Source organism: Streptomyces sp. NPDC034037 (genome assembly GCF_055575715.1).
Window position 1 is genome coordinate 1 of the sequence record NZ_JBVISC010000006.1, and the last position, 26,725, is coordinate 26,725.

Sequence of the window (26,725 nt, forward strand, 5' to 3'; positions counted from 1 at the left end):
CTGTACGCCGCGCCGCCCGCGCACGGGCCCAGCATCACGCTGATCTGCGGGATGACACCGGACGCCTTGGTGTTGCGCTGGAAGATGCCGCCGTAACCCGCGAGCGCGGAGACGCCCTCCTGGATACGGGCGCCCGCGCCGTCGTTCAGCGAGACCAGCGGCGCACCGGCCGCGATGGCCATGTCCATGATCTTGTGGATCTTCGTGGCGTGCGCCTCACCCAGCGCGCCGCCGAAGATGCGGAAGTCGTGCGCGTAGACGAACACCGTCCGGCCCTCGACCGTGCCCCAACCGGTGATCACACCGTCCGTGTACGGCTTCTTGGCCTCCAGGCCGAAACCGGTCGCCCGGTGCCGGCGCAGCTGCTCGACCTCGCGGAACGACCCGGGGTCGACGAGCAGCTCGATCCGCTCGCGTGCGGTCAGCTTGCCCTTGGCGTGCTGCGCCTCGGTCGCCTTCTCGCTGGGCCCGCGCAGCGCCGCCGCACGGATCTCGTGCAGTTCGGCCACGCGCCCACGCGCGTCGGTGGGCTCGCCCCCGGAAGAGGCGGTCTCGTCCAAAACGGTCATGTAGCGACCTTACGGAGCGCCCCCGGGGAAACGGACCGTCGACTCTGTACAGTCTCCGGGCCGTTTTCCTGGCACCCCCGGACAGAAGAGGGCGGGGGTGCCGAAGAAGTGACTGCTCAGGCCCTTGCCAACTGTAGGGGTTCCACAAAAATACGCGGGACAGTGGCGTCCGGAGAGACCTGGCCGGTCGTTAGCCCGGTTGAGAGACGCCTCACAGCGGCGGTCCGCGTACGCGCTTCGGTGGCCGACGCGTTGGCGAGGGCCGACAAAGCCGGCGGGGCGTCCGGCGCGCGGGCCGGTCAGGCCCGGCTGACCGTGATGTCGCCCAGGCCGGTGCGGGCCCGCACCTTGACCACGTCCACGTCCGCGTCCGTGCTCGCGGCCGGCGCCTCGGCCTCCGCCAGCGGCTGACGCACCGCCCCGGCGCTCGTCCGTACGTCGAGCCAGGCCGCCGTGCCCTCGCGGATGCCGATCTCGATCTGGCCGGCGGCCGTCTCCAGGACGGCTGTGCCGCGCACCAGCTCCCTGACCCGCAAAGCGCCGTTGGCGGTCCTGAGCCTGACGTCCCCGGCCGCGCTGCCGACGGTGACGGCGCCGTTGGACGCCTTCACCTCGATGTCGCCCCCGATCGCCCCGAGGTCGGTGGTGCCGTTGGAGTTCTTGACCGTCACCGTGCCCGTGACGTCGCCGACGCGGATCTCGCCGGAGGCGGTGACGCGGAGGGCGCCGTCCACCCGGCCCACGGAGACATCGCCGTGGCCGGTGGTGAGGCGGAGGCCGGCCCCCTGCTCGACCTGGAGGTCGCCCGCGCCCGTCTTGATCTCGCAGTCGCCGAGCGTGCCGCGCGCCGTGACGTGCGCGAGCCCGGTGTCGACCCGCAGCGCGGAGCCGGCCGGCAGCGTGATCTCCACGTCGAGCGAGGAGCCCTTGCTGAACGGGGAACGGTCCTTGGGGCCCTTGACCGAAAGGGTGCCGTTCACGAAGTCGACGCGGGTGCGCTCGGCCGCCTTGACGTCCGCGTCCCGGGCGGCTTGGCCGGGGCGTACCTCGACGGTGGTCCGCGCGGCGTCCCCGGCGACGACGCGCAGGGTCCCGGCGTCGAAGGCGACGCCCGCGGTGATCGGTTCGGGCGTGTCGAAAACAGGCATGGCAGTCCCGTCCTAGTGGCTCGACGGGCCCTGGCGGGCCCGGTGCCGGCGCGGCAGATCGCGTCGGCCGCGCGAAGTCGTGCGGTGGTGTGTGCGGGCCGGGCCCGGTGGGGCGGCGCGAGGGCGGGTCAGCGTACCCAGCCCGTGAAGGCGGTGCCGAATCCCAGTCCGTCACGGTGGCCCGAGGGGGCGGCGGGCCTGCCGTCGGGCTGGTCGAGGGCGGCGGAGACCGCGCGGACGAGCCAGGCGTTGACCGACAGGCCGTCGCGGCCGGCCGCCTCTTCCACGCGGGTCTTGATGTGGGCCGGGAGGCGGAGGTTGACGCGGGCCGTGCCGCCCTCGTCGGAGGCGTCCGGCGCGGGCGGCGCGGTGGGGGGTGTGGCCTTGAGTGCCATGAGGGCCGCGTACTCCGCCTGGGCGTCGAACGGTTCCGGCGCGGGCGGGAGCGTCACCACGAACTCGGGGTCGAGCCCGCGCAGCCGGACGTCGACCGACCCCGGCGCCAGATCGCTGGTGATCTCCTCGGCGGCGGCGGACAGGGCGTTCAGCAGGGTGAGCCGGGCGGCCGACTCCAGGGGAGCGGTGAGGCGCTCGGCCAGGGCGCGGGCCTCCTCGCCCCCGGCTTCGGCGGCGACCGCGAGCTCCTGCCGGAGGTGATCGACGTACTGCGTGAGGTTCATGGCGTCATAGTGGCACCGTTGTGGCGCCATCGCAAATGTGGGTGGCGGCGCGGGTGGGCTAACGGCCTCTTCGGCGGCTCGCGTTGGCGCTTTGGGTCAGGTCAGCGGGGTTGAGGAGGAGCTTGACCCCTTGTGGTGTCAGCTTGGCGCCATGACCTCGACCTCTTGCGGCTCACGCCCGCCACCCGGGGGGGGCGAACCCTCCAGGACGCTAGAGGTTGAATGTTGAACCAAGTCGCGCTACCTTCGTTCTTGTTGAACCTTCAACTGAAGCTCTCCGTCGGAGCTCATCCCCCAAGGAGCACGCCATGGGTCTCTTCGGCCGCAAGAACGACACCACCGCCACCGACACCACCACCGTCGCCGCCCCGGCGCCCGCCGCGGTCGACCCGGGGCTCGCCGCGCTGACCGGTGACTACACCATCGACCCCGCGCACACCACGATCGGCTTCGTCGCCCGGCACGCCATGGTCACCAACGTCAAGGGCTCCTTCCTCGACGTCTCGGGCACCCTGCACCTGGACGGTGCCGACCCGGCCCGCTCGACGGCCTCCCTCGACGTGCGGATGGACAGCATCGACACGGGCAACGCCGACCGCGACGGGCACCTCAAGAGCGCGGACTTCTTCAAGACGGAGGAGTTCCCCCGGATGACGTTCCGCTCCACCGCGGCGGAGTTCCTCGGCGGCGACGACTACCGCGTCACCGGCGACCTGACGATCCTCGGCACGACCCGGCCGCTCACCATCGACCTGGAGTTCAACGGCTCCGCCAAGGACCCGTTCGGCAACGAGCGCGTGGGCTTCGAGGGCAAGGCCGAGATCCTGCGGTCCCAGTGGGGCCTCACGTGGAACGCCGCGCTGGAGACGGGCGGCGTCCTGGTCTCCGACAAGATCAAGCTGAACTTCGACATCTCGGCGATCAGGTCGGACGAGTCGGTTGCGCCGGGCGAGTCGGGCTCCTGACCCTCGACGCCGGCCGAGGGGCCGAGTCCGGCTCGGGACGACCAAGTCCGGCTCCGGACGACCAAGTCCGGCGGGGGGGGAGCTGCCGCCCCCGTCACGCCGATCCCCGCCACGCGGGGGTCACGCCGACGGACGCCCGGCGGTGTGGCTCAGGATCGCCTCCGTGAGGGGCCCGAGCACCGCCGGGGGCAGCGCGTGCCCCATACCCGGTATCTCCACCAGCCGCGCGCCCGCGATGACCTGCGCCAGGTGCTGCGGGTGCGGGGGCGGGAAGACCGGTTCTGCCGGGGCCGCGACGACGAGGGTCGGGACCTCGGTGGCGGCCAGTTCGGCGGTGCGGAGCATCCCGGAGGCGTCGGCGCGGCCGTGCGCGGTCGACACCGCGTAGGTGCCGGCGTGCTCGATGACGCGGCGCTCCAACTCCCTGAAGTACGCGGCGTCGAACGGCAGTCCGTCGCCCGCGAGCACCCGCCAGTGCTCCACCCGCCGGTCCAGCTCCGCCTCCAGGCCGTGGTCCTCGACCGGGCGGCCCCACATCTCCAGCACCTCCGGCGCGATGCCGGGCAGTTCGGCGACGGGAACGCTCACCCCGTCCGGCCCCACGTACGGCGTCTCGCTCAGCGCGCAGGTCCCCATCAGGGTGGCGCTCAGCACCCGTTCGGGGTGGTCGGCGAGGACCAGCTGGGTCAGCATGCCGCCGAGCGACAACCCCACGAGGTGCGCGCGATCGACGCCGAGGCCGTCCAGCACGGCGACGGCGTCCTGCGCCAAGTCCGTGACGGGGTACGGGTTTTCGTCGAAGCCGTGGGGGGAGCGCCCCGTGTCGCGATGGTCGTAGCGGATGACGTGATGCCGCTCCGCGAGCGCGTCCACCAGGGTCTCGGGCCAGCCGAGACCGGAGGCCTGGGCCCCCATGACGAGCAGCAGCGCCGGGGCGTCGGCGGCCCCTCGCCGCTCCGTCCACAGCCGCACCCCCGGAGCCGCCTCCACATACTGTTCCCGCACCATGAGCCACCTCCGGCAAGACGACGACCGCTCGACCGAACGGCCAAGCAATGAGACGAACCGTATCGTCTCACCAACCCGGCCGCAAGCCCCTCCCGGCAAGGGAGGTAAGGTTCCGGAGTGCCTTGAGGTCATTACCATCGGATGACGCACCACTGGTTCGGGAGGACATGATGCTTGCGGACATGGTCAGGACGTGGGCGGCGGGCTGGGCGATATCCCGGCGCACGCCCCCGCCGGTCGAGCGCCCCTGGGGGTTCTACATCGAGGTGGCCGACAACCCTGCGGAAGTGGGGCGCCATGTCCTGCCCGTGCCCGATGAGTCGCTGGTCCGCAGCGCGGCCGCCTCGGTGGCGACGCCACGCACGTGGATGAAGATGCCCGCGGAGCCCGAGGACATCGAGCCCTGGCTTTCGCCGGGATGGGTGCTGGCCCGGGAAGAGACCGGCCACCTGATGGCCAGCGACCTTACCGCCACCGACGTGGCCACGCCCGAGAGTTACACCGCCACCGTTCAGGCTGCCGACGGCGTCGTGTACGTCCGCGTACGGGACGCGGCGGGCGAGCTCGCGGCCCAGGGGCAGTTGGCGGTGGTCGGCGAGACCGCGGTGGTGGACCGGGTGATCACGGCGGAGGGCCATCGGCGTAAGGGGCTGGGCGGCTTCGTGATGCGTTCTCTCGCCGACCGATCCGTGGAACACGGTGCGCACCTGGGCGTTCTCGCCGCGACAGACGCCGGACGCGCGCTGTACGAGACCCTGGGCTGGAAGAAGCACGCAACGATCGCGGAGTGCATCTACCGGCCCTGATGCCGGAAGCCCTGACTCCGGAAGCCCCTGACACCGGAGGCCCTGACGCCGGAAGCCCTGACGCCGGAAGTGTGGGCCGAATGGAGAAGGCCGGCGTGCAGATCGGCGCCGCCCCCAGATCGGCGCCGCCCCCAGGTCAGCGCCGCCACCAGCTCAGCGACGCCACCAGCTCAGCGCCGCCACCCCTCCCCGTCGCCGGGTCACGGAGTCGTGCAGTCCACCGCTCCCGACGAGCGCCGCGTCCGACCCCGTACCGCCCACACGCCGGCCGCTCCCACCCCCACCACAAAGCCGTACACCGCGACCAGGCCGTGGCCGTTCTCCTGCGTCAGCCACATCGCGAGGCCCAGGACCGGGACGGCGACCGCCGTCACCCGGTCCTTCACGGCTCCGGCTCCGGCTGCGGCTGCGGCCTCGGCTCCGGCTCCGGCCGTGGCCCCGTGCACGCGGGTCAGGAGCGCCGCCGCGAGGGTCGCCCCCAGGAAGTACGTCGCGCCGGAACTGCCCGCGAAATTACGAGGATCCGTGCCGGCGTCGCCGCCGATGCCCAGCAGGGTGTCGAGCCGTTCCGGCAGGAGGATGCCGGACAGGAAGAACAGCAGCGTCAGGGTGCCGCCCCAGCACCAGTGGGCCAGCGCCGCCACCAGCGCGAGCGTCGCGAGGTTCCACAGCACGCCCCCCGCGCCGCCGTTCTGCATGAAGACCGAGGTGAACTCACGCCACCAGCCGCTCTCGGCGGGGTCGGCGTCCAGCGCCTCCATCGCCCCCGGCCAGCTCAGCTGGAGAGCGACGCCCGCCATGGCCAGGACGGTCAGCACTGCCGCGGCCCACGGGAACGGACGCCCTCGCAGCGGGCCCTCGCCCACCGCCGCGCGACCGCTCTTGGCCATCAGCACCATCAACGCCGCGGTCGTAGCTCCGAACAACAGTCCGCCCATATCCCCCGCGCCAGCCTTTCCAACAGTGTTCAAACCCGGTCGCCGCCGAGACTACACGCGGCACGGGGTGTTTCAAACGGTGTTTGAAAACGCTGTTACGGTAGGACCATGAAGCTCACCAAGGAGCGGATCGTCGACGCCGGCATGGCCACGTTCGCCGAGACCGGGTACCACGGCCTGTCCATGCGCCGGGTGGCCGAGCGACTCGGCGTGCAAGCGGGCAGCCTCTACTACCACGTGCGCGGCAAGGACGAGCTGCTGGCGCTGATGGCGGACCGCGTCTGCCGACACGCGTACGACGCCGGCGACACCGCCCTCGCCGCCCTCCCGCCCGAGGCGCCGTGGCAGGACCGGATCGAGACGCAGGCCGCCGAACTGCGCCGGAGCCTCCTGCGGCATCCGGGCGGCGCCCTCCTCCTGGCCGACAGTCCCGGCACGCTCAGCACCGGCGCCCTCTCCCTGATGGAGCGGCTCCTCGCCACCCTGATCGGCGCCGGGGTCCCCGCCGAACAGTGCGGCGTCGCGGCCGACACCCTCCTCAGCCACGTCACCGGCTTCGTGCTCCAGGAACAGGCCGAGCCCCGGGCCCAGACGCCGAACGTCACCGCCGACGTCTACGCCGGCCTGTGCGCGCGCTTCCCGCTCGTCATGGAGCGGATGCCCCGCCTGAGCCAGGACGAGAAGTTCCGACGCAGCGTCCGGCTCCTGTGCGCGGCCTTCCAGGCGCTCACGCCGGACGGCCCCGCCCCCGAGCGTCCCTGACGGAACGAGTGTTCCTGGACGCCCCTCAGAATCCGCCGCCACCCCCGAAATCGCCGCCACCCCCGAAGTCCCCGCCCCCGCCGAAGTCGCCGCCGCCCCCGAAGTCGCCGCCGCCACCCCCGAAGTCCCCCGGATCGAAGTCCGCGCCCGACTGGTCGCCGCCCTCGAAGCCGCTCCCGCCGTCCCCGTAGCCGCCGCCGTAGTCCGCCCCGTACGCCGGGCCGGCCATCATGCCGCCGAGCATCGTGCCGACCAGCAGTCCGGGCAGCATGCCGCCGCCGAAGTACCCGCCCGCCCAGGGGCCGTACGCCGGTCCGGCCTCCCAGTAGGGGCGGCGCTCCCCGGACTCCGTCGCCACGGTGCGCGCCATCGGGTCCTGGCCGTCCGCCAGGCGTGCCGCGTCGGCCGCGCACACCGGGACCTCGCGTTCCGCGCCCCCGGCGGGCGCCCACACCGCGTCCCGCACCGAGGGGCCGTGCCGGGGGTCGAAGAAGCAGGGGGCGCGCCGCTCGGGCGGCTCGCGCCCCTCGCGGCGCGCGGCGAGCGAGGCCAGCGAGAAGCGGCCGTCCTCCAGGGCCTGGGTCACGCCGCGCACGTCCTCGGGGTGCGTCGCGGCCGCCATGTACGCCTTGGCCTTCTCGTAGGCGTCCAGCGCGTGTTCGTAGTCGGCGCGCATCGCGTCGTCGGCGCCCGGTTCCGCCGGGTGGAAGTCCAGCCGGTCGAGTTCCTCGCCGAAGGCGGTGATGTCCTCGTCCACGACGACGGAGAGCTTGCGCAGTGCCGCGCGCTGCGCCTCCTCGTGGCGCCGCTTCTTGCGCCGGATCACGGCGTACGCGCCGACGCCGCCGGCCACGACCACCACGCCGACGCCGGCGAGGGTGCCCGCGTTGACGCCTTCGTCGGCCGGGCCGCCGCTCCAGGACTTCGGCGCCCTGCCGGACGCCTGCGCGAGGGCCTCGTCCACGAAGGTGTCGAGCTGGGTGTCGGCGCTCTGCCCGCGGACGAGGGAGACGAGGTTGGCGACGGCGTTGCGCGACAGCACGGAACGGTCGGCCTTCGCGTCGAAGCCGTCACCGAGGCGGATCGCGTACACCCCTGTCACGCCGGTCTCGGTGCGCAGGTTCCGGAAGATGTCCCTTCGCGGGAAGTCCTGCGGCAGCACGGCCACGAAGACCGGCTTGTCCGCGTCCTCGATCTTGCGGGCGAGGGCGTCCGCCCGGGTGTCGGAGAGCTGGTCCGACGCCGCCGGGTCGACGTACACCGGACTCTTCTGCCAGGCCGCCGCCACCTGCGAGGTGGTGGAGGCGGTCCGCGCCCCGGGCACCGCCGTGAAGGACGTGGCGCCCAGGGCGAGCAGTAGCCCGGAGAGCCCCACGGTGAACCGCTTCGTCCGATTCCTCATACTTCGAACGTAACGCAGCGGGGCCTCGGGCACCGACCCGGGAACAGAGTGGTCCGACCCGGGGCCCGGGGAGGGTTAGTCGACGGGCTCGACCCCGGCCCGCAGGAGGCCGTACGTGTAGGCGTCCTCCAGGGCGTCCCACGAGGCGGCGATCACGTTCTCCGCGACGCCGACGGTCGACCACTCGCCGACGCCGTCCGACGTGGAGATCAGTACGCGCGTCGTGGACGACGTGCCGTGCTTGCCCTCCAGGATGCGGACCTTGTAGTCGACCAGCTCCAACTTGGCGAGCTGGGGGTACATGCGCTCCAGGCCGACGCGCAGGGCCCGGTCGAGCGCGTTGACCGGGCCGTTGCCCTCCGCCGTGGCGACGATGCGCTCACCCTTGGCCCACAGTTTGACGGTCGCCTCGTTGGCGTGGCTGCCGTCGGGGCGGTCCTCGACGATGGCCCGCCAGGACTCCACGCGGAAGTAGCGGCGGGCCCGGCCCTCGGCCTCCTCCCGCAGCAGCAGCTCGAAGGAGGCGTCGGCGGCCTCGTACGTGTAGCCCTGGAGCTCGCGCTCCTTGACGCGCTCCACGACCCGCCCGACGAGCGCGCGGTCGTCGCCGAGGTCGACGCCCAGCTCCTTGCCCTTCAGCTCGATGGAGGCGCGGCCCGCCATGTCGGAGACGAGCATGCGGATGCGGTTGCCGACGAGGTCCGGGTCGATGTGCTGGTAGAGGTCCGGGTCGACCTTGATCGCGGAGGCGTGCAGGCCCGCCTTGTGGGCGAACGCGGAGACACCCACGTACGGCTGATGGGTGGAGGGCGTGAGGTTGACGACCTCGGCGATGGCGTGGGAGACGCGGGTCATCTCGCGCAGCGCGCCCTCGGGCAGGACCTGCTTGCCGTATTTGAGTTCCAGGGCGGCGACGACCGGGAAGAGGTTGGCGTTGCCGACGCGCTCGCCGTAGCCGTTGGCGGTGCACTGCACGTGGGTGGCGCCGGCGTCGACGGCGGCCAGGGTGTTGGCCACCGCGCAGCCGGTGTCGTCCTGGGCGTGGATGCCCAGGCGGGCGCCGGTGTCGGCGGCCACCGTGGACACGACGGCCTGGATCTGCGCGGGCAGCATGCCGCCGTTGGTGTCGCACAGCACGACCACGTCCGCGCCCGCCCCGGCGGCGGCCCGCACCACCGCCTTCGCGTACTCCGGGTTGGCGCGGTAGCCGTCGAAGAAGTGCTCGCAGTCGACGAAGACCCGCCGCCCCTTCGAGCACAGGTAGGAGACGGTGTCGCGCACCATCTCCAGGTTCTCCTCCAGTGTGGTGCGCAGGGCCAGCTCGACGTGCCGGTCATGGGACTTGGCCACCAGCGTGATCACCGGGGCGCCCGACTCCAGCAGGGCGTTGACCTGCGCGTCCTCGACCGCTCTGCCACCTGGGCGCCGCGTGGCGCCGAAAGCCACGAGCTGAGCGTGCCGGAAGACCACTTCCTGCCGCACCCGCGCGAAGAACTCCGTGTCCCGCGGATTGGCTCCCGGCCAGCCGCCCTCGATGAAACCCACCCCGAAGTCGTCCAGATGCCGGGCGATGGCCAACTTGTCCGCGACCGTCAGATTGATGCCCTCACGCTGCGCACCGTCCCGGAGGGTGGTGTCGAAGACATGGAAGGAATCGTCGGGGGTGCTGGTTTCCGTCATGCTGATCAGGCTCCTGTGTCGGATCTCGGTCTACCGGAAAGACCGGCTCCACCGCCCACAATGATCCCGTGCGCTCCGCGTCCGGCTGTTGTTGGGCCGGGAAACGAAAAAACCCCTCGCGGGTGCGAGAGGTCTGCGCGCGGGTCGAGGACGACGGTGTCCGCCCGTACTTGGTGGTACGAGACGGTCACTGCGGACCGGCGCGCCTGCTGCCAATAATCATGGCGAACGAGAGCACGGGCGCAGCCTGCCACAGCGGGGCCGTGCCGCGTCGCTCCGTCTCACGATGCGGGCGGCGCGGTGGACGCGCCGTCCGCGCCCTTGTCGGGCCCGGGCGACGGGGACACCCGGGCGGGCCGGGGTGCTGTCGCTAGGCGACCGGGGTGAGCGCCCCGTCCAGGAACTCCCTCGCGTGCGCGAGGACTTGTTCGCGGTCCGTCCCGCGCAGCCCGATCGCCACGTGGATGGAGAAGCCGTCGAGCAGCGCCCGCAGGCGGGCCGCGAAGCGGTCGGGGTCGGCCAGGATGAACTCCCCGCGCGACACGCCCTCGGCGAGCAGCGCCACCAGGTCGCGGTGCCAGGCACCCTCGATGGCGGCCTGCCGGTCGCGGCCGTCCGCGTCGGCGTTCAGGGAGCGGTTCCAGACCTCCAGCCAGAGGGTCCAGTGGGGGTCGCCGGGCCCGTCGGGAACGTACAGCCGGACGTAGGCGTCCAGGCGCGCGCGGGCGGTGCCGGGGCGGGCCAGGACGCGGCCGCGCTCGGCGCCGAGGCGGCCCTCGCTCCACTCCAGGGTGCGCAGGAGCAGCTCGTCCTTGGTGCGGAAGTAGTAGAGGAGGTGCCCGGAGCTCATGCCGACCTCACGGCCGAGCGCGGCCATGGTCAGCTTCTCCAGACCGCGCTCGGCGATCATCTCCATGGCGGCGGCCAGGACGTCCTCACGCGGTGGTGCGTTCTTCCGCGCGCGGACCTGACCAGTCATGTCACCGCTCCTTGATCACCTCGGGCCGCGCGGTACGGCGGTACCGCCCCCTGCGGTCCGCCTGCTCCCCCACTGACCTGCACAGCGGTCGAGTCTCCCACATCGCGCGGAAGGAGAGGAGGCGTCGCCTCAGGGGCGGAGTCCAGACGCCCGCGCGGATCCCCGTTGCGGGCGCGGCGCGGGATGCGCCAGTATTCCGACGCCGCTGGTCCGGAACCCACCGTGCGGACAGCAAGCCCTTCAGCCCGTAGGAAGCCGATGTGGTCCACCCTGATCGCCGTGCTCGGCACGCTCGCCGGTGCCGCGCTGGCCAGTCTCACCGCGCACTGGACGGATCGTCGCGCCCGCGCGGCCGAGCACCGGCAGCAGGTCCTGGACGCCACCGCGCAGCTCCTCGCCGCGTCCCTGGCCTACCGTGAGCAGTACTGGCTCCAGATAGCGGACCTGCGGGACGGTGAACTCCCGGGCAGGGAGGGCAGGGCCGAGCTGTACCGGGCCCGCTCGGCCGTGACGCACGCCTTCGACCGGCTGGCGCTCACCACGACCGACCCGGAGCTGACCTCGATCGCGGTCGAGGCCGCGTGGTCGGCCATCGACCTGGCGGACATCGGACTTGGAGAAGTACGGGACGGGTGCTTCGCCGAGGAGGTCGAAGCCGCTCTCGCCGCGGGCCGCGAGCGCAGCCGCGACGCCCACACGGCGCTGCGCGACGCCGTCCGCGCCCAGTAGACCGGGCGCCGTGGGCGACACCCCTGCCCCGGTCCACGCCGGCGTCACCCCAAGACTGAGCGACGGCCACGACCGGGTCCGGTTCGAGTGCGATGACCCTTCTCCGGAAGCTCGCCTCTCAGGCGCCCCGTGCCGTATCGGGGCCTGTCTCGTTCGGTGTCGGCGGACCGCTGATCATCGTTTGCGCGAGGGCGGAGACGATCTCGGCGCGCTGTTCGTCACTGAGGTTCGCGTCAGCCACCAACCGCTCGGCCGCGAGGTAGCGCGAGAACTCCAGCGGCTGATCGAAGTACGCGCGCAGATGACTCGCCGCGGCCTCCTGCGATCGTACGAATGTCCTGCTGACGTAGCCCGCGAGAGCGGCCGCGACGGCCCCCAGTCCGCCCGCGACGACGGCACCTGCGGTCGTGCTCGCCTGCAACGCGATGATCACGAATCCTACGAGGAGAGCAAAGCCGAGGATCATCGCCATCTGGGCATTGCGGAACGAGCGGGACGCCTGACCGAGTGCGATGTCGTGGTAAAGATCAAGGCGCCGGTGCGTCACCGTCCACAACTCGGAGAGCGTCAGTCTCGCCCTGTCTCGATGGGCGCCACCGGCGTCGCCGCCCGGGAAGGGCGATGCGTCACCATCCCGCCGCCGAGCGTCGTCGGCAGTGCTGCCGGGCGGCGACGAGATGTACACATCGCCGTGCACGACCATCGCCTCACCGACGGGCAGTCGCAGCGCCTGCTCCAGGTCATGCTCCGCCTCCCGGACCCGCTCTCGCCCTTCCGAGACCCGCCCCGCCTCGACATCCAGCGGCCTGAAGACGTACGCGCCGACCGCCCCCACTGCGGCGAGCAGCAAAAGAGCCACGGGCGACGACATCCTCCATTCACCGGGACCCAACCGCACATAAAGGAGAATGGCGACAGGGGCGGACAGAAAGAACGTCGCTATGACAATTCTGCGCTTGTTCCAGGATGAGTCCGCGTTGCCTGTCGACATCTGAGGTTCACCCCTGGGCGTGGGCGTGCTCTCCATAAGGGGCGATCATGCAGACCTACGACTGAACCGTCCAGCGATTCACAAGGATCCGCCTGCGGACGCGGCTCGCATCCGAACGGATCACCGCCACCGTGCGGGGCTTTCGTATACCCACACCCGCACAAGACGGCATGATGGCCCCTTTCAACTCACCACACTTGAGGGGACCATGAAACACCGCACCACCACCGTCGCACTGCTCCTCGCCGGCGCCCTCGCCCTCACCGCCTGCTCCTCCAGCGACGACAAGGCCGACAGCGAGCGGAACACCGGCCCGAGCGCCACGGCTCCTCAGCTGACGCAGAAGCAGAAGGACGAGATCGCCCGCTCCTCCGGTCTCCCGCCGAAGCCCGACGCCGTCGAGCGAGCCAAGCTCATCCGGGCCCTGCAGGCGGCGGCACCGGACGTGGTGCGCTACGAGGACAAGGCCGTGGACGCCGCCCGCAATCAGTGCATGGCGATCAACGGCAAGGCCAAGCGCCTCGATTGGCTCGCGTCCCAGCGCTTCACGTACAAGGACGTGAGGACGACAGAAGAGCAGGGCGCAAAGATCAACGACGCACTGCGGGCGACGGGCTTCTGCAAGGTCTGACCCGTACGCCAAGCCCGGCCGCGCATGGAACGGTTCCTCGGCTGGCGCCCGACGGTGAGCCGGGCCGGAGGCGGCGCCCGCCGCACGGCCCGGCTGGAACAGGCACCGGAAGCGATTCCGGGCCGGCTGCGCGGCTCAGCGTCCCCGGACCGCCGGCTGCTGCTGGGTTATGCAGTGGATGCCCCCGCCCCCGGCGAAGATCGTGCGGGCGTCGACGAGGGTTACCGTGCGGTCGGGGAAGAGGCCGCGGAAGATGCCGGCCGCCAGCTCGTCGTGCGGGTCGCCGAAGGCGCACAGGACGACGCCGCCGTTGCACAGGTAGTGGTTGATGTAGGAGTAGTCGACCCAGCCCTCGTCGTCCTTGACGACGGTCGGCGCCGGCACCTCGACGATCCGCAGGGTGCGGCCGCGGGCGTCCGTCTGGCCCGTGAGGGTCGCGATGATCTCCTTGCTGACCTCGAAGTCGGGGTGCGCCGGGTCGCGCTGGGAGTGGACGAGGACGACGCCGGGCGCGGCGAAGGCGGCGACGATGTCGACGTGGCCGAGGGTGCCGTAGCCGTGGCCGGGGTAGTCGGCGGTGAGGCCGCGCGGCAGCCAGATCGCCTTGGTGGTGCCGAGCTGCGCGTGGATCTCCGCCTCGACCTCCGCCTTGGTCAGGCCGGGGTTGCGCTCGGGGCCGAGCTGGACGGTCTCGGTGAGCAGGACGGTGCCCTCGCCGTCGACGTGGATGCCGCCGCCCTCGTTCACGAGGGTCGAGGGGTACGTACGGGCTCCGGCGAGGTCGGCGACGTACGCGCCGATCTTGGAGTCGTGGTCCCAGCGGGCCCACTCCTGGGCGCCCCAGCCATTGAACGTCCAGTCGACGGCTGCCAGTTGCCCCTTGCCGTCGGTGAGGAAGGTCGGGCCGATGTCCCGCATCCAGGCGTCGTCCAGGTCGCGTTCCACCACCTCGATGTCCGGGCCGAGGAGTTCGCTCGCGTACGCGGACTGGGCGGGGCCGCAGACCACGGTGACCGGTTCGAAGCGGCGTACGGCGCGGGCGACGTTCGCCCAGGCCAGGCGGGACTCGTCGAGACCCTCGGGGTCGTCGAAGGTGGGGTTGGGGCACGGCCACGCCATCCAGGTGCGCTCGTGCGGGGCCCACTCGGCGGGCATGCGGAAGCCGTCGGCGGCAGCAGACATGAGGTACACCTTCAGAGGAAGTAGAGGCGGTTGAGGGGGACGGAGTCGGCGGGTTCGGAGCGGACCGGGTCGCCGTCGAGGGTGACGAGACCGGTCTCCTGGTGCACGTCGACGGCTCCGGTACGGGAGTTCAGGCGCAGGTCGGCCGGGCCGATGCCCCGGGTGCCGCGCACCGCGACCCGGCGGCGGCGGGTCGGCATCGAGTCGTCGCCCTGGTCGACGGCGGCCCGCGCGACGAACGCCACGGAGATGTCGGCGGGCACGGCGCCGTGGGCGCCGAACAGCGGGCCGAGGACGAGGGGTTCGCAGGTGTCGGTCGCGGCGTTCGGGTCGCCGGTGACGCCGTAGGCGGGGAAGCCGGCCTTGAGGACGAGCTGCGGCTTGGCGCCGAAGTACTCGGGGCGCCACAGCACGATGTCGGCCAGCTTGCCGACCTCGAGGGAGCCGACCTCGTGCGCGAGGCCGTGCGCGAGGGCGGGGTTGATGGTCAGCTTGGCGACGTAGCGCAGGACGCGCGCGTTGTCGTCGTACGGGCCGTCGCCCTCCATGGGGCCGAGCTCCGCCTTCATCTTGCCTGCCATCGCGAAGGTGCGGCGCACGGTCTCGCCGGCGCGGCCCATGCCCTGCGCGTCGGACGAGGTGATGCCGATGGCCCCCAGGTCGTGCAGCACGTCCTCGGCGCCCATCGTGCCCGCGCGGATGCGGTCGCGGGCCATGGCGGCGTCGCCCGGCAGGTCCGTCTTCAGGTCGTGGACGGAGACGATCATGCCGTAGTGCTCGGCGACGGCGTCCCGGCCGAAGGGCAGGGTGGGGTTGGTGGAGGAGCCGATGACGTTCGGGACGCCCGCCATCTTCAGGACGTTCGGCACGTGGCCGCCGCCGCAGCCCTCGATGTGGAAGGCGTGGATCGTGCGCCCTTCGAGGACCTTCAGGGTGTCCTCGACCGACAGGCACTCGTTCAACCCGTCGCTGTGCAGAGCCACTTGGACGTCGTGCTCCTCGGCGACGCGCAGCGCGGTGTCCAGGGCGCGGGTGTGCGCGCCCATGTCCTCGTGCACCTTGAAGCCGCACGCGCCGCCCTCGGCGAGCGCCTCGATCAGCGGGGCGTCGTGCGAGGACGAGCCGCGGCCGAGGAAGCCGATGTTGACCGGCCAGGCGTCGAAGGCGTTGAAGGCGTGGCGCAGCGCCCAGGGCGAGTTGACGCCGACGCCCCACACCGGCCCGAACTCCTGGCCGATGATCGTGGTGACGCCGGAGGCGAGGGAGGCCTCCATGATGCGCGGCGAGAGGAGGTGGACATGGGTGTCCACGGAGCCGGCGGTGGCGATCAGGCCCTCTCCCGACACGATGGACGTGCCGGTGCCGACCACGACGTCCACGCCGTCGAGGGTGTCCGGGTTGCCCGCCCGCCCGATGGCGTGGATGCGGCCTTCCCTGATGCCGATGGACACCTTGCGGATGCCCTGCACGGCGTCGATGACGACGACGTTGCTGATGACGACGTCGCAGGTGTCGCGGACGGCGGCGGCCTTCAGGTGCAGCCCGTCGCGGGCGGTCTTGCCGAACCCGGCGAGGAATTCGTCGCCGTACTTCTGGGCGTCGGACTCGACGCGGATCGTCAGCCCGGAGTCGCCGAGCCGGACGTGGTCGCCGGCGCGGGGGCCGTGCGTGGCGGCGTACTCGTACGGGGTGAGGCGGCGCGGTGCGGCGGGGTGTCCTCCGGGTCGGCTCATCGCTCGCCCTCCTGATCGCTCTGGTCGGTCGTTCCCGGCACGCCGGTGGCTCGGTCTGACGTCCCCGGTATGCCGGTGGCCCGGTCGGCCGTCCCCGGTATGCCGGTGGCCCGCTCGGTCGCTCCCGGTACGCCGTCGATCCGCTCGGTCGCTCCCCCTACGCCCTCGGCCCGGGCGGTCGTCCCCGGTACGCCGAGGTAGCCGCAGGCGGCCGCGCGGCGCAGGGCCTCTTCGCGGGTGCCGGGTGCGTCCAGCGGGCCGTCGACCAGTCCGGCGAAGCCGATGGCGATCCGTGCGCCGCCGATCGGCACCAGGCCGACCTCGGCGCTCTCGCCGGGGCCGAAGCGGACGGAGGACCCGGCGGGCACGGCCAGGCGCAGCCCATAGGCGGCGGCGCGGTCGAAGTCGAGCCGGGGGTTGGCCTCGAAGAAGTGGAAGTGCGAGGTCACGGAGACGGGCACGGTGGCGGTGTTGCGCACGGTCAGGGTCACGACGGGCTCGGGGTCCTCGTGCGCGGGGCCGGGCAGCAGCGCGCCGGGCGCCCGGTCGCCGAGGCCGGCGCCGATGGGGTCGGAGACCACCGCGAGGCGGGAGCCGTCGTCGAAGACGGCTTCCACGTGCACCTCGGTCACCACGTCCGCGACGCCGGGCAGGACGTCGTCCGGGCCGAGGACGGCACGCGCCCGCTCGATGGCCTCGGCGAGCCGGACGCCGTCGCGGGCGGCCTCGCAGACCGTGTCGGCGATCAGCGCGGTCGCCTCCGGCACGTTGAGTCTCAGGCCGCGCGCCTTGCGGGCCCTGGCGAGCTCGGCGGCCCCGAAGAGCAGCAGCCGGTCGCGTTCGGTGGGCGTGAGTCGCACGCGCCGTACCTCCCTGTTCCAACCTTCAGCGCCGATCTTTAGAGCAGCACTCTAAACACTCTAACGACGAAATCCGCGTGCGGGAAGGATTGACGGGGACAGGTACGACAGGTCACATTGAGCGCTGCTCAAACAACGGGGCAACCATCGGGACCAAGCGAGCGTCAGGGGCACCCTCATGCCGATAGAACAGCGCGGAGTCGACACCATCCCGGACGGGGAACGCACCAGCGGCCCCCGCGACCTCGTGTCGATCCTCATCGGCTCCAACCTCTGCCTGGGGGTGATCGTCTTCGGCTGGCTGCCGGTGTCGTTCGGCCTCGGCTGGTGGGAGTCGGTCGGCGCGGTGGTGGCGGGCACGGTGCTCGGCACCGCGCTCACCGCGCCGCTCGCCCTGGTGTCCCTGCGCACCGGGACGAACCTCTCGACCTCCTCCGGGGCCCAGTTCGGCGTGCGCGGCCGGCTCGTCGGCTCGGTCGTCGGCCTGCTGCTCTCGCTCGGCTACACCGCGCTGACCGTCTGGATCGGCGGCGACGTGATGGTGGGCACGCTGCACCGCCTGCTCGGGATGCCGGCCGGCGGCTTCTCGTACGGCGTGGTCTACGCCCTGCTCGCCGCCGCCACCGTGGTCGGGGCGGTCTTCGGCTACCGCGTGCTGCTGCGCCTGTCCCGGATCCTCGCCTTCGGCATGACGGCGCTGCTGATCCTCGGCGTCGTCGCGTACGCCCCCGACTTCACGACCTCGGCGCTGCCCGGCGCGGGCGGTTATCTGCTCGGCTCGTTCTGGCCCACCTGGCTGCTCGCCCTGGTCGCGGCGGGACTGTCGGGCCCCATCGCCTTCATCACCCTGCTCGGCGACTACACCCGCTACGTCTCCCCCGCCCGGCACAGCTCGCGCGCGGTGCTCGGCGCGGCCTGGGCGGGGCTGCTCGCGGGGCTGCTGATCCCGCAGCTCTTCGGCACGTTCACGGCGTACGCGGCGCGCGCCGCCCTCGACTACGCCGGGGGCCTCGTCGACGCCTCCCCCACCTGGTACCTCGTGCCGCTGCTGCTCGCCGCCTCGGCGGGCTCGGTCGGCAACGCGGGCCTGATGCTGTACTCGATGGGCCTCGACCTGGACGCGATCCTGCCCCGCGCCTCGCGCGCCCGCGCCACGTACACCGTCGCCGTCACCGCCACGGCCTGCGTCTTCGTGGGCCACTACGCGTGGCGGGCGCAGGACGCGATGACGTCGTTCGTGCTGCTGCTGACCGCCATCGGCACGCCCTGGGCCGTCATCACCCTGATCGGCTTCAAGCGCTGTCGCGGGGAGTACGACGCGCAGGCCCTCCAGGTCTTCAACCGCCGCGCCAAGGGCGGCGTCTACTGGTACCGCTCCGGCTGGAACGTCCAGGCGACCCTCGCGTGGGCGCTCGGCGCGGTGGTCGGTCTGCTCTCGGTCGCCCTCCCCACGTACGAGGGTCCGCTGCTTTCCCTGACCGGCGGGGTCGACTGCAGTTTCCTGCTGTCGGGGGTGGTGGGCGGCGTGACGTACGCGGCGCTGACCCGGCGGGCGCCGGCCGCGGCGCCGCTTCCGCTGGTGGAGGAGGAGACGGTGGCGGGCTGAGCGGGTGCCTTCCGGGGGTTGCCTTGTCCATTGCGGGTCGGATGTGGCTGGGCGCGCAGTTCCCCGCGCCCCTAAGGGGCTTCACGCGTCGCCCGCCTGGGCCGTGACGTACGTCAGGCGATGTCCAGGATCGCCTTGCCGTGGAGGCGGCGGGTGAGCAGGGTCTCGATCGCTTCCGGGGCCTTGTCCCAGGTGCCCCGCCAGGACGTGCCGGGGTCGAGCGTGCCCGCCGCCACCTGCTCCGCGAGCCAGGTCAGGTCCCGGGAGAGGCCCGAGCAGCCGAGCAGCTGGAAGTTGACGATCGAGCGGTCGTGGCGGCCCTGCTCCCCGTAGAGCGCCTTGAGCGGGAAGTGCTCCGGTTCGCCGCCGGCCTGCCCGACGGAGACGAGGGTGCCGTGCGGGCCCAACTGCTCGTACGCGGCCACCAGTTGCCGCCCGCCGATCACGTCCACCACGCCGTCCACCGGGGCACCGGCCGCCTCGGGCGTGGCGATGACCTCGTGGGCGCCGAGGGCCTTGAGCTGCTCGCCGCGCCCCTCGGGGTCGCCGGTCACCGCGATGACGTGCGCGCCGCCCCGCCGGGCGAGCTGCACCGCGTACCGTCCGACGCCGCCGGTCGCGCCGGTCACCAGTACGCGCCTGCCGAGGATCGGGCCGATCCGGTCCAGGGCGCGCAGGGCGCTGGCGCCCGCGACCGGCACGGTGCTGATCGCGCCCAGGTCCGCGTCCTCGGGGACGACGCCGGTCCAGTCCGTGTCGGCGACCCGGTATTCGGCCCAGGCGCCGTCACCGGCCAGGGTCACCACGGGGGTGCCCGCCGCCGGGCCCGAGCCGTCGGCGGCGGCCCGCTCCACGACACCGGCCGCGTCCCAGCCGAGCACCGCGCCCTCGGGGGCGCCCTCGATGCCCCACCGCACCTCGCCGTGATTGAGGGAAGTCGCCCGTACGCGGATCAGGGCCTGGTGCGGGGCGGGCTCGGGGACGGGGGCCTCGCCGAGGCGGAGGCCGCCGGGGGCGGAGGGGTCGACGAGCAGTGCGCGCATGGGAGTTGCCTTTCGTCGTACGCCGAAGAAGGCCGTGGGCACCGTGGTTGGGCCCGGCCGCCGCAATAGTGCCACTGAGTGGCAGAAGCCTTCAAGAGGCATTCGCCTCCGCGCGGCCGCCGCGGGCTACACTGCCGGCATGGACGCGATGGACCTCGACCGGTTGCCCCTGCGGGAGCGCAAGAAGCTGCGGACGCGACAGGCGCTCGTCGACACGGCCCTGGAGCTGTTCACCGAGCGGGGCTTCGACGGGGTGACGCTCGACGCGCTGTGTGACGCGGTGGAGGTCAGCAAGCGGACGTTCTTCCGTACGTTCACCAGCAAGGAAGACGTGGCGATGGCGCCCACCCAGGATCTGTGGGGGGCGTTCCTGCAGGAGCTGGAGGTCTGCGAACCGGTCGCGGGGCAGCCGCTGTTCGACGTGCTGCGGGACGCGCTGCTCGCGGCGATCGGGCGCATGCCGGCGGAGGGCTGGGCCGGGCGGGTGCTGCTCAGCCGGCGGCTCGCGGGGCGGACTCCGTCCATGGACGCGCACGGGCTCGCGTTCTGCGACCGTACGAGCCGGGCGGCGCTCGCGGTCGCCCGGCGCCGGTTCGCCCTGCCGGGCGGGGAGGAACTGCGGGCGCGGCTCGCCATCGATGTGCTGGTCGCGGCGTTCCACCGGGCGGTGGAGGCGTGGGCGGAGGGCCCCGCCCCCACCCGGGACCACCTTTCGACAGCGCTGAGGGCCGCCTGCGACGCGGCCCCCGGAAGCCTCACCCTCGCGGTGCGGTAGCCCTGCGCCGGGCGGGAGCGGTTCTCATCTGCGGGTCGCCGGGGGCTGGTCGCGCAGTTCCTCACGCCCCTGACCGAGCCCCACGCACCCCCCGCCCCCTCGCACCCCAAAAGGGGCGCCACGAAAGACCCCCCCAGGGGCGCGGGGAACTGCGCGACCAGCCACGACGAACCCGCAGGCGACAGACAAGAGGACGGGCCCCGCGTCGACCGCGACGCGGGGCCCGTCCGGAAAACCGCCAAGGCCTCAGCCGAGGCCGTGCATCCAGCCATGGACGTCCTCGGACGTCCCCCGCTGGATGTCCAACAGGGCCTCTCGCAGCTTCATGGTGACCTCACCCGGCTCGCCCCCGCTCTGCTGCCACTCGCCCGCGTTGCACTTGACCGTGCCGACGGGCGTGATGACGGCGGCGGTGCCGCAGGCGAAGACCTCGGTGAGCGTGCCGTTCTCGGAGTCGGTCTTCCACTGGTCGATGGAGACGCGGGCCTCCCGCGACTCGTAGCCGAGGTCGCTGGCGACGGTGAGCAGCGAGTCACGGGTGATGCCGGCGAGCAGGGAGCCGGTCAGCGTGGGCGTGACGATCACCGGCTTCTCGCCGGCCGCGCCGCCGTACACGAAGTACAGGTTCATGCCGCCGAGTTCCTCGACCCACTTGTGCTCGACGGCGTCGAGGTAGGCGACCTGGTCGCAGCCCTTCGCCGCGGCCTCGGCCTGCGCGAGCAGCGACGCCGCGTAGTTGCCGCCGGTCTTGGCGTCGCCCATGCCACCGGGCACGGCGCGCACGCGGTCCTCCGAGAGCCAGATGGAGACGGGCTTGACGCCGCCGGGGAAGTACGCGCCGGCAGGCGAGGCGATGACGACGAAGAGGTACTCGTTGGCGGGCTTGACGCCCAGGCCCACCTCGGTGGCGATCATGAACGGGCGCAGGTAGAGGGACTCCTCGCCGCCGTGCGCCGGGACCCACGCCTTGTCCTGCTGCACCAGGACGTCGCAGGCCTCGATGAACGTCTCGACGGGCAGCTCCGGCATGGCCAGGCGCCGGGCGGAGGCCTGGAAGCGGCGGGCGTTGGCGTCGGGGCGGAAGCTGGCCACGGAGCCGTCGGGCTGCCGGTAGGCCTTGAGGCCCTCGAAGATCTCCTGGGCGTAGTGCAGGACGTTCGTCGCCGGGTCGAGCGCCAGCGGGCCGTACGGCACGAGCTGGCCGTCGTGCCAGCCACGGCCCTCCGTCCACTTGATCGTCACCATGTGGTCGGTGAAGTGGCGGCCGAATCCGGGGTTGGCCATGATCGCCTCGCGCTCGGCAGCGGCCAGCGGCGTCGAGGAGGGCTTGAGCTCGATGGTCGGCGTCGTCGTCATGAGTGCTTCGTCCTTCACGGTGTGATGGTGACGGACCGCGCTCACGCCCGTACCGAGCGGTACGAGGACGTCCGAGCTTCCCTGTCTTCACGGCCCCACGTTCGATTATCGCTCGTGGGGTCCCGAGGAGGAAACGGCATGAGTGCGGCCCGGGGGTCGATGGTGACACCCCGGGGCCGCGTACGAGAAGCCGCCGGGTGTCTCGCGAGACCCGGCGGCTTGTGTCGATCTTCGAGCTACCGGGTCAGCCCGCTACTCGTACGGCGAGGGCGTCGCCGATCTGTTCCGTGGTGCGCACGCTCTCCCCGCGCTCGGCGAGGTCGGCGGAGACCGCGGCCTCGATGCGGGCGGCCTCGGACTCGTACCCGAGGTGGCGCAGCAGGAGGGCGACGGACAGGACGGTGGCCGAGGGGTCGGCCTTGCCCTGGCCGGCGATGTCCGGCGCCGAGCCGTGCACGGGCTCGAACATGGAGGGGAACTCGCGGCTCGGGTTGATGTTGCCGGAGGCCGCGACGCCGATGCCGCCGGAGACGGCCGCGGCGAGGTCGGTGATGATGTCGCCGAAGAGGTTGTCGGTGACGATCACGTCGAAGCGGCCGGGGTCGGTGACGAGGTAGATCGTCGCGGCGTCGACGTGGATGTAGTCGGTGGTGACCTCGGGGAACTCCTTGGCCACCCGGTTGAAGACGTTCGTCCACAGGTGGCCCGCGTAGGCGAGGACGTTGTTCTTGTGGACCAGCGTCAGCTTCTTGCGCGGGCGGGCCTGCGCGCGGGCGAAGGCGTCCCGGACCACGCGCTCCACGCCGAAGGCGGTGTTGACGGAGACCTCGGTGGCGACCTCGTGCGGGGTGCCGGTGCGGATCGAGCCGCCGTTGCCCGTGTAGGGGCCCTCGGTGCCCTCACGCACGACGATGAAGTCGATCTCGGGCTGGCCCTTGAGTGGGGTCGCGACGCCCGGGAGCAGCTTCGAGGGGCGCAGGTTGACGTGGTGGTCGAAGAGGAAGCGGAGCTTGAGCAGGAAGCCGCGCTCCAGGACGCCGGAGGGGACCGAGGGGTCGCCGATCGCGCCGAGGAGGATCGCGTCGTGCCGCTTGAGGGCTTCGACGTCGGCGTCGGTGAGGGTCTCACCGGTCGCGTGGTACCGCTTGGCGCCGAAGTCGTACTCCGTGGTCTCCAGCTTCACATCCTGCGGGAGGACCGCGCCGAGGACCTTGAGTCCCTGGGCCACGACTTCCTGGCCGATGCCGTCACCGGGGATCACTGCGAGATTGAGGATGCGAGAGCTAGCCGACATGCGGGCAGCGTACTCCCCGTCCCAGGGGATGACATGCGGTGTCCGGCATGCGGACAGTCGTCTGGCGGACGGGTGCTGTTCATCCCCGTGTGGGGCGGGAGTTGGCATCCGCTGGGAACTTTCCTGCCATGGACACACCGAAGGTCGGCATACCGGAGCCGCTGGCGTCCCGCATGAGCATGCCGGAGCAGCACGCCTACCTGCGCGCGAAGCTCTCCCGGCGCCGGGTGCTCGCCCGTTCGTTCGCCGCGGCCGGCACGGCGGGCGGCCTCGGCCTACTGGCGGGCGGTTCGGGCGGCGCGTACGGCGGGGGCCCGCGGGTGACGGTCGCCTCGTCCGCCGGGCGGGCGCGGGTCGACGGCGCTCTGGTCGCCCCCTTCGGGCGGCATCTGGCGTTCGGGGCCGATCCGAGGACGCAGATGAGGATCTCCTGGCAGGTGCCGCTGGCCGTCCGGTCCCCCTATGTGCGGGTGGGGCCGCGGCCCTGGGAGCTGAGCCAGAAGATCGAGGCCGAGGTGCGCGACCTGCACACCCCCTCGCTGTCGAAGAAGCTGCCGGCCGTCGAGCAGTACTACCTGCACGCGGCGCTCGACGGGCTGCGGCCCGGCACGACGTACTACTACGGCGTCGGCCACGACGGTTTCGACCCGGCCTCGCCCGGACGGCCGGCGACGATCGGCTCGTTCCGGACCGCGCCCGAGCGGCCGGAGACCTTCGTCTTCACGGCCTTCGGCGACCAGGGCGTCGGCCACCACGCGCTCGCCATCGACCAGGTGCTGCTCGGCCAGAACCCGTCCTTCCATCTGCACGCGGGCGACCTCTGCTACGCGGACACCACCGGGCACGGCAAGGAGTCGGACACCTACGACGCGCGCGTGTGGGACACCTTCCTCGCGCAGACGGAATCGGTCGCGAAGTCGGTGCCGTGGATGGTCACGACCGGCAACCACGACATGGAGGCGTGGTACTCGCCGAACGGCTACGGCGGGCAGGCGGCGCGCTGGTCACTCCCCGACAACGGCTTCGACCCGCGTGAGGCGCCGGGCGTCTACTCCTTCACCTACGGCAACGTCGGCGTCGTCGCGCTGGACGCCAACGACGTGTCGTACGAGATCCCGGCCAACCGCGGCTACTCCGGCGGCCGGCAGACCGCCTGGCTCGACCGGCGGCTCGGTGAGCTGCGGGCGGCCGAGGGCATCGACTTCGTGGTCGTCTTCTTCCACCACTGCGCGTACTCGACGTCGACGCACGCCTCCGACGGCGGGGTGCGTGACGCGTGGCTGCCGCTGTTCGCCCGGCACCGGGTGGACCTGGTGGTCAACGGCCACAACCACGTCTACGAACGCACCGACGCCATCAAGAACGGCGAGGTCGGCAGGCCCGTGCCGGTCGGCGCGTCGACCGATCCGGCGCGCGACGGCATCGTGTACGTCACCGCGGGCGGCGGGGGCAAGGACCTCTACGGCTTCGGCCCGGGGGTGAAGGACAGCCACGAGGGCGCGGTCCACGACCATGACTCCGTCGCGACCTTCCGCTGGACGAAGTCGCGCCATGCCGCCCCGGAGACGGTCGAGTGGTCCCGGGTGCGCTACACCGGCTTCTCGTTCCTCGCGGTGGAGGTGACGGCCGGCGCGCGCCCCAGGATGTCGGTCTCCGCGCTCGCCGGGAACGGCGAGCGCGTTGACCACTTCGAGGTCGTGCGCGGCGCTCAGTGACCGGTCTTGCCGCCGTTGTCCCTGCGGTCGAGGGCGCGCTGGAGGGCGGCGGCGGCGTTCTTGCGCTCGGAGTCGCTCGTGCGGGAGAGGTGACGGACTCGGCGGGCGGTCTTCTCGGCCATGGGAGATCCACTCCTTGGAACAAAGGCAGAATATTGGCGAGACTCCCCCACTGCGCTCATGGGCACGGGGGGACCCCCAGGAGGCGGGGAGCGGGGAGCGGCAGGGTTCGCCTGCGCCAGGGCTCCGGCTCACGGCCGCCATTCGCTTGATCAAGCGAGACGTTCGGCTCCTACCAAGCTAGGCGAATACGGAGCGCCTGTCTCCACGATTACTCGGACTTCCTACTATCTGAGACGGGCGCTTCACACGTATGCCGCTCCCCGCTCACGGATCAGGCGAAGCCCATCGGGCGCCCGGGGCGCCCCACCTGCGTCCCACCCGCGCCCCACCGCGCCCCACCGCGCCCCTAGAACACGTCCCCGTCGCGCCAGTCGATGAGCAGCGCGTGCTCCGGGTCCAGTGCGGCGCCGCCCCACAGCAGCGGCGGCTCCTCGTCCGGCATGAGGGCCGGGCCCGTCGGACCGAGCGTGCCGACCGGGCCCTTCCACGGCGTCCAGCCGCGCCGCAGGTAGAGCCCCTGCCCCTCGTCGGACGCCGACAGGGCGCCCATGTCGTACGCCCGCTCGACGACCCGCTCCAAGGCGCCCATCACCAGGCCGCCGAGGCCTTGGCGCTGCCGGTCGGGGCGCACGGCGACCGCCTCGACGTAACCGACGCGCAGCGAACGGCCCGCGTGCAGGAGGCGGCGCTGGACCACGGAGCCGTGCGCGACCAGGGCGCCCGCGCCGTCGTGTACCAGGGCGTGCACACCGCCGAGGCCGTGGTCCCAGTCCTGGTCGCTGAAGTCGCCGTCGAAGGCTTGGTCGAGCAGGGCGCGGGCGGCGCCCAGATCGCCGGGTGTCAGCTCGCTCGTGTGGCTCGTGCGCAGGATGCTTTCCGTCACCCCGCCAGCGTAACCAAGCCGCAGGGAAGCGCAATTGGTCTGCACCATGGCGCGGACGGGCTTCCGCGCAGCACAATCGGAGCCATGTCTGAGACCCAGCAGCAGCGAGAGTGGACCCCCATCCACGGCGAGCCCTACCGCTCGGTGGCCTACCGGCCCGAGCGCATGCCCGAGGCCCAATCCCTGGTCCGGGCAGCGGAGTTGCGGGAGCGGATGCGGGAGCGGCGCACGGTACGGCAGTTCGCGCCGGACCCGGTGCCCGCGCAGGTGATACGGGACGCCATCGCGTGCGCGGCCACCGCGCCGTCCGGCGCGCACCAGCAGCCGTGGACGTTCGTCCTCGTCCAGGACCCGCAGATCCGCCGCCGCATCCGCGAGGCCGCCGAGCACGAGGAGCGGATCTCCTACGACGGCCGGCTCGGCGAGGAGTGGCTCGCGGCCCTGCGCCCCATCGGCACCGACGAGGTGAAGCCGCACCTGACGGACGCGCCCGCGCTCATCGTCGTCTTCCAGCAGCGGTACTGGCTGGGCGAGGACGGCACCAAGCACAAGCACTACTACGTCGACGAGTCGGTCGGCATCGCGGTGGGGATGCTGCTGTCCGCGCTGCACCTGTCCGGTCTCGCCGCACTGATCCACACCCCGAGCCCGATGCGGTTCCTGTCCCAGGTCCTTGGCCGTCCCGAGAACGAGAAGGCGTTCGCGGTGATCCCCGTGGGCTACCCGGCGCCGGACTGCGAGGTCCCCGACCTGGTGCGCAAGTCGCTGGACCAGGTGCTCGTGGAGGTCTGAGCGAGCCCCGGGAAACGCGGGCCGCCGGGCCGATCGAGGACTTCTCGGCCCGGCGGCCCACCGCCCGGGTACGGT

At 72.2% G+C, this 26,725-nt stretch carries 26 protein-coding genes; 9 read left to right on the forward strand and 17 right to left on the reverse strand.

What is annotated here, in order from left to right; all coding sequences use genetic code 11:
• From ACZ516_RS21265 to ACZ516_RS21275, 3 genes are all read right to left on the reverse strand, one after another.
• Positions 1 to 569: carboxyl transferase domain-containing protein (locus tag ACZ516_RS21265; RefSeq protein ID WP_469011365.1), on the reverse strand; the 569-nt coding region annotated here is incomplete at its 3' end.
• 299 nt (positions 570 to 868) lie between these two features.
• Positions 869 to 1,717, reverse strand: coding sequence for a DUF4097 family beta strand repeat-containing protein (locus ACZ516_RS21270; RefSeq protein ID WP_358579519.1), 849 nt, complete (start codon positions 1,715 to 1,717; stop codon positions 869 to 871).
• Between the two features lie 128 nt (positions 1,718 to 1,845).
• Complete coding sequence (locus ACZ516_RS21275; protein ID WP_361086473.1) at positions 1,846 to 2,397, reverse strand: hypothetical protein; 552 nt, start codon at positions 2,395 to 2,397, stop codon at positions 1,846 to 1,848.
• A gap of 308 nt (positions 2,398 to 2,705) precedes the next feature.
• On the opposite strand from ACZ516_RS21275, the gene ACZ516_RS21280 reads away from it, so the two are divergent.
• Positions 2,706 to 3,362, forward strand: a complete 657-nt coding sequence (locus tag ACZ516_RS21280; protein WP_358579515.1) for a YceI family protein — start codon at positions 2,706 to 2,708, stop codon at positions 3,360 to 3,362.
• Between the two features lie 120 nt (positions 3,363 to 3,482).
• On the opposite strand, the gene ACZ516_RS21285 is transcribed toward ACZ516_RS21280, so the two are convergent.
• Positions 3,483 to 4,370 (reverse strand): alpha/beta fold hydrolase, encoded by an 888-nt coding sequence (locus ACZ516_RS21285; RefSeq protein ID WP_469011366.1) that lies wholly within the window; start codon positions 4,368 to 4,370, stop codon positions 3,483 to 3,485.
• 182 nt (positions 4,371 to 4,552) lie between these two features.
• On the opposite strand from ACZ516_RS21285, the gene ACZ516_RS21290 reads away from it, so the two are divergent.
• Positions 4,553 to 5,176, forward strand: coding sequence for a GNAT family N-acetyltransferase (locus ACZ516_RS21290; protein WP_469011367.1), 624 nt, complete (start codon positions 4,553 to 4,555; stop codon positions 5,174 to 5,176).
• Between the two features lie 200 nt (positions 5,177 to 5,376).
• On the opposite strand, the gene ACZ516_RS21295 is transcribed toward ACZ516_RS21290, so the two are convergent.
• The gene (locus tag ACZ516_RS21295) at positions 5,377 to 6,066 is read right to left on the reverse strand and encodes a hypothetical protein (RefSeq protein ID WP_469011368.1); all 690 of its coding nucleotides are present in this window, start codon (positions 6,064 to 6,066) and stop codon (positions 5,377 to 5,379) included.
• Positions 6,067 to 6,222: 156 nt separating this feature from the next.
• On the opposite strand from ACZ516_RS21295, the gene ACZ516_RS21300 reads away from it, so the two are divergent.
• On the forward strand, positions 6,223 to 6,876 hold the full coding sequence (locus tag ACZ516_RS21300) for a TetR/AcrR family transcriptional regulator (RefSeq protein WP_469011369.1): 654 nt from the start codon (positions 6,223 to 6,225) through the stop codon (positions 6,874 to 6,876).
• 25 nt (positions 6,877 to 6,901) lie between these two features.
• On the opposite strand, the gene ACZ516_RS21305 is transcribed toward ACZ516_RS21300, so the two are convergent.
• The 3 genes from ACZ516_RS21305 to ACZ516_RS21315 form a co-directional block, all read right to left on the reverse strand.
• Positions 6,902 to 8,278, reverse strand: a complete 1,377-nt coding sequence (locus ACZ516_RS21305; RefSeq protein ID WP_469011370.1) for a hypothetical protein — start codon at positions 8,276 to 8,278, stop codon at positions 6,902 to 6,904.
• Between the two features lie 75 nt (positions 8,279 to 8,353).
• Entirely contained in the window at positions 8,354 to 9,958 is a 1,605-nt protein-coding gene (cimA, locus tag ACZ516_RS21310) for a citramalate synthase (RefSeq protein ID WP_469011371.1), read from the reverse strand.
• A 370-nt stretch (positions 9,959 to 10,328) separates the two neighbouring features.
• Positions 10,329 to 10,937 (reverse strand): TetR/AcrR family transcriptional regulator, encoded by a 609-nt coding sequence (locus ACZ516_RS21315; protein WP_469011372.1) that lies wholly within the window; start codon positions 10,935 to 10,937, stop codon positions 10,329 to 10,331.
• 258 nt (positions 10,938 to 11,195) lie between these two features.
• Between ACZ516_RS21315 and ACZ516_RS21320 the strand changes: the two genes are divergently transcribed.
• The gene (locus tag ACZ516_RS21320) at positions 11,196 to 11,666 is read left to right on the forward strand and encodes a hypothetical protein (RefSeq protein ID WP_469011373.1); all 471 of its coding nucleotides are present in this window, start codon (positions 11,196 to 11,198) and stop codon (positions 11,664 to 11,666) included.
• Positions 11,667 to 11,784: 118 nt separating this feature from the next.
• Here the strand turns inward: ACZ516_RS21320 and ACZ516_RS21325 are convergent, their stop codons facing one another.
• Positions 11,785 to 12,525, reverse strand: coding sequence for a hypothetical protein (locus ACZ516_RS21325; RefSeq protein WP_469011374.1), 741 nt, complete (start codon positions 12,523 to 12,525; stop codon positions 11,785 to 11,787).
• A gap of 340 nt (positions 12,526 to 12,865) precedes the next feature.
• On the opposite strand from ACZ516_RS21325, the gene ACZ516_RS21330 reads away from it, so the two are divergent.
• Positions 12,866 to 13,288 (forward strand): hypothetical protein, encoded by a 423-nt coding sequence (locus ACZ516_RS21330; protein ID WP_469011375.1) that lies wholly within the window; start codon positions 12,866 to 12,868, stop codon positions 13,286 to 13,288.
• A 135-nt stretch (positions 13,289 to 13,423) separates the two neighbouring features.
• Here ACZ516_RS21330 and ACZ516_RS21335 read toward each other — a convergent pair whose 3' ends face one another.
• The 3 genes from ACZ516_RS21335 to ureA are packed head-to-tail and all read right to left on the reverse strand — an operon-like array spanning position 13,424 to position 17,063.
• Positions 13,424 to 14,470: an agmatine deiminase family protein gene (locus tag ACZ516_RS21335; protein WP_469011376.1), complete on the reverse strand. Its 1,047-nt coding sequence runs from the start codon at positions 14,468 to 14,470 to the stop codon at positions 13,424 to 13,426.
• Between the two features lie 11 nt (positions 14,471 to 14,481).
• Positions 14,482 to 16,203, reverse strand: coding sequence for an urease subunit alpha (locus tag ACZ516_RS21340; RefSeq protein ID WP_469011377.1), 1,722 nt, complete (start codon positions 16,201 to 16,203; stop codon positions 14,482 to 14,484).
• A complete protein-coding gene (ureA, locus tag ACZ516_RS21345; RefSeq protein WP_469011378.1) occupies positions 16,200 to 17,063 on the reverse strand; it encodes an urease subunit gamma in 864 nt (287 codons plus the stop codon). The genes ACZ516_RS21340 and ureA overlap by 4 nt, the downstream gene beginning before the upstream one ends.
• A 178-nt stretch (positions 17,064 to 17,241) precedes the next feature.
• Here ureA and ACZ516_RS21350 point away from each other — a divergent pair, with 178 nt between their 5' ends.
• Positions 17,242 to 18,669 carry a cytosine permease gene (locus ACZ516_RS21350; protein WP_469011379.1) on the forward strand — a complete coding sequence of 476 codons (1,428 nt, stop codon included), beginning with the start codon at positions 17,242 to 17,244 and terminating at the stop codon, positions 18,667 to 18,669.
• A gap of 113 nt (positions 18,670 to 18,782) precedes the next feature.
• Here ACZ516_RS21350 and ACZ516_RS21355 read toward each other — a convergent pair whose 3' ends face one another.
• A complete protein-coding gene (locus ACZ516_RS21355; protein WP_358912485.1) occupies positions 18,783 to 19,712 on the reverse strand; it encodes a zinc-binding dehydrogenase in 930 nt (309 codons plus the stop codon).
• Between the two features lie 139 nt (positions 19,713 to 19,851).
• Between ACZ516_RS21355 and ACZ516_RS21360 the strand changes: the two genes are divergently transcribed.
• Positions 19,852 to 20,487 carry a TetR/AcrR family transcriptional regulator gene (locus ACZ516_RS21360; RefSeq protein WP_469011380.1) on the forward strand — a complete coding sequence of 212 codons (636 nt, stop codon included), beginning with the start codon at positions 19,852 to 19,854 and terminating at the stop codon, positions 20,485 to 20,487.
• Between the two features lie 246 nt (positions 20,488 to 20,733).
• Here ACZ516_RS21360 and ACZ516_RS21365 read toward each other — a convergent pair whose 3' ends face one another.
• Together ACZ516_RS21365 and ACZ516_RS21370 are read right to left on the reverse strand one after the other, a co-directional pair.
• Complete coding sequence (locus ACZ516_RS21365; protein WP_469011599.1) at positions 20,734 to 21,843, reverse strand: branched-chain amino acid aminotransferase; 1,110 nt, start codon at positions 21,841 to 21,843, stop codon at positions 20,734 to 20,736.
• Between the two features lie 244 nt (positions 21,844 to 22,087).
• Positions 22,088 to 23,137 (reverse strand): 3-isopropylmalate dehydrogenase, encoded by a 1,050-nt coding sequence (locus tag ACZ516_RS21370; protein WP_361086421.1) that lies wholly within the window; start codon positions 23,135 to 23,137, stop codon positions 22,088 to 22,090.
• A gap of 128 nt (positions 23,138 to 23,265) precedes the next feature.
• Between ACZ516_RS21370 and ACZ516_RS21375 the strand changes: the two genes are divergently transcribed.
• A complete protein-coding gene (locus ACZ516_RS21375) occupies positions 23,266 to 24,852 on the forward strand; it encodes a purple acid phosphatase family protein (protein WP_361086418.1) in 1,587 nt (528 codons plus the stop codon).
• Here the strand turns inward: ACZ516_RS21375 and ACZ516_RS21380 are convergent.
• Positions 24,846 to 24,974, reverse strand: coding sequence for a hypothetical protein (locus ACZ516_RS21380; protein ID WP_358579457.1), 129 nt, complete (start codon positions 24,972 to 24,974; stop codon positions 24,846 to 24,848). The genes ACZ516_RS21375 and ACZ516_RS21380 overlap by 7 nt on opposite strands.
• Positions 24,975 to 25,321: 347 nt before the next feature.
• On the reverse strand, positions 25,322 to 25,906 hold the full coding sequence (locus tag ACZ516_RS21385) for a GNAT family N-acetyltransferase (protein ID WP_467465280.1): 585 nt from the start codon (positions 25,904 to 25,906) through the stop codon (positions 25,322 to 25,324).
• A 36-nt stretch (positions 25,907 to 25,942) separates the two neighbouring features.
• Between ACZ516_RS21385 and ACZ516_RS21390 the strand changes: the two genes are divergently transcribed.
• On the forward strand, positions 25,943 to 26,650 hold the full coding sequence (locus ACZ516_RS21390; RefSeq protein ID WP_361086411.1) for a nitroreductase family protein: 708 nt from the start codon (positions 25,943 to 25,945) through the stop codon (positions 26,648 to 26,650).
• Positions 26,651 to 26,725 lie beyond the last annotated feature (75 nt).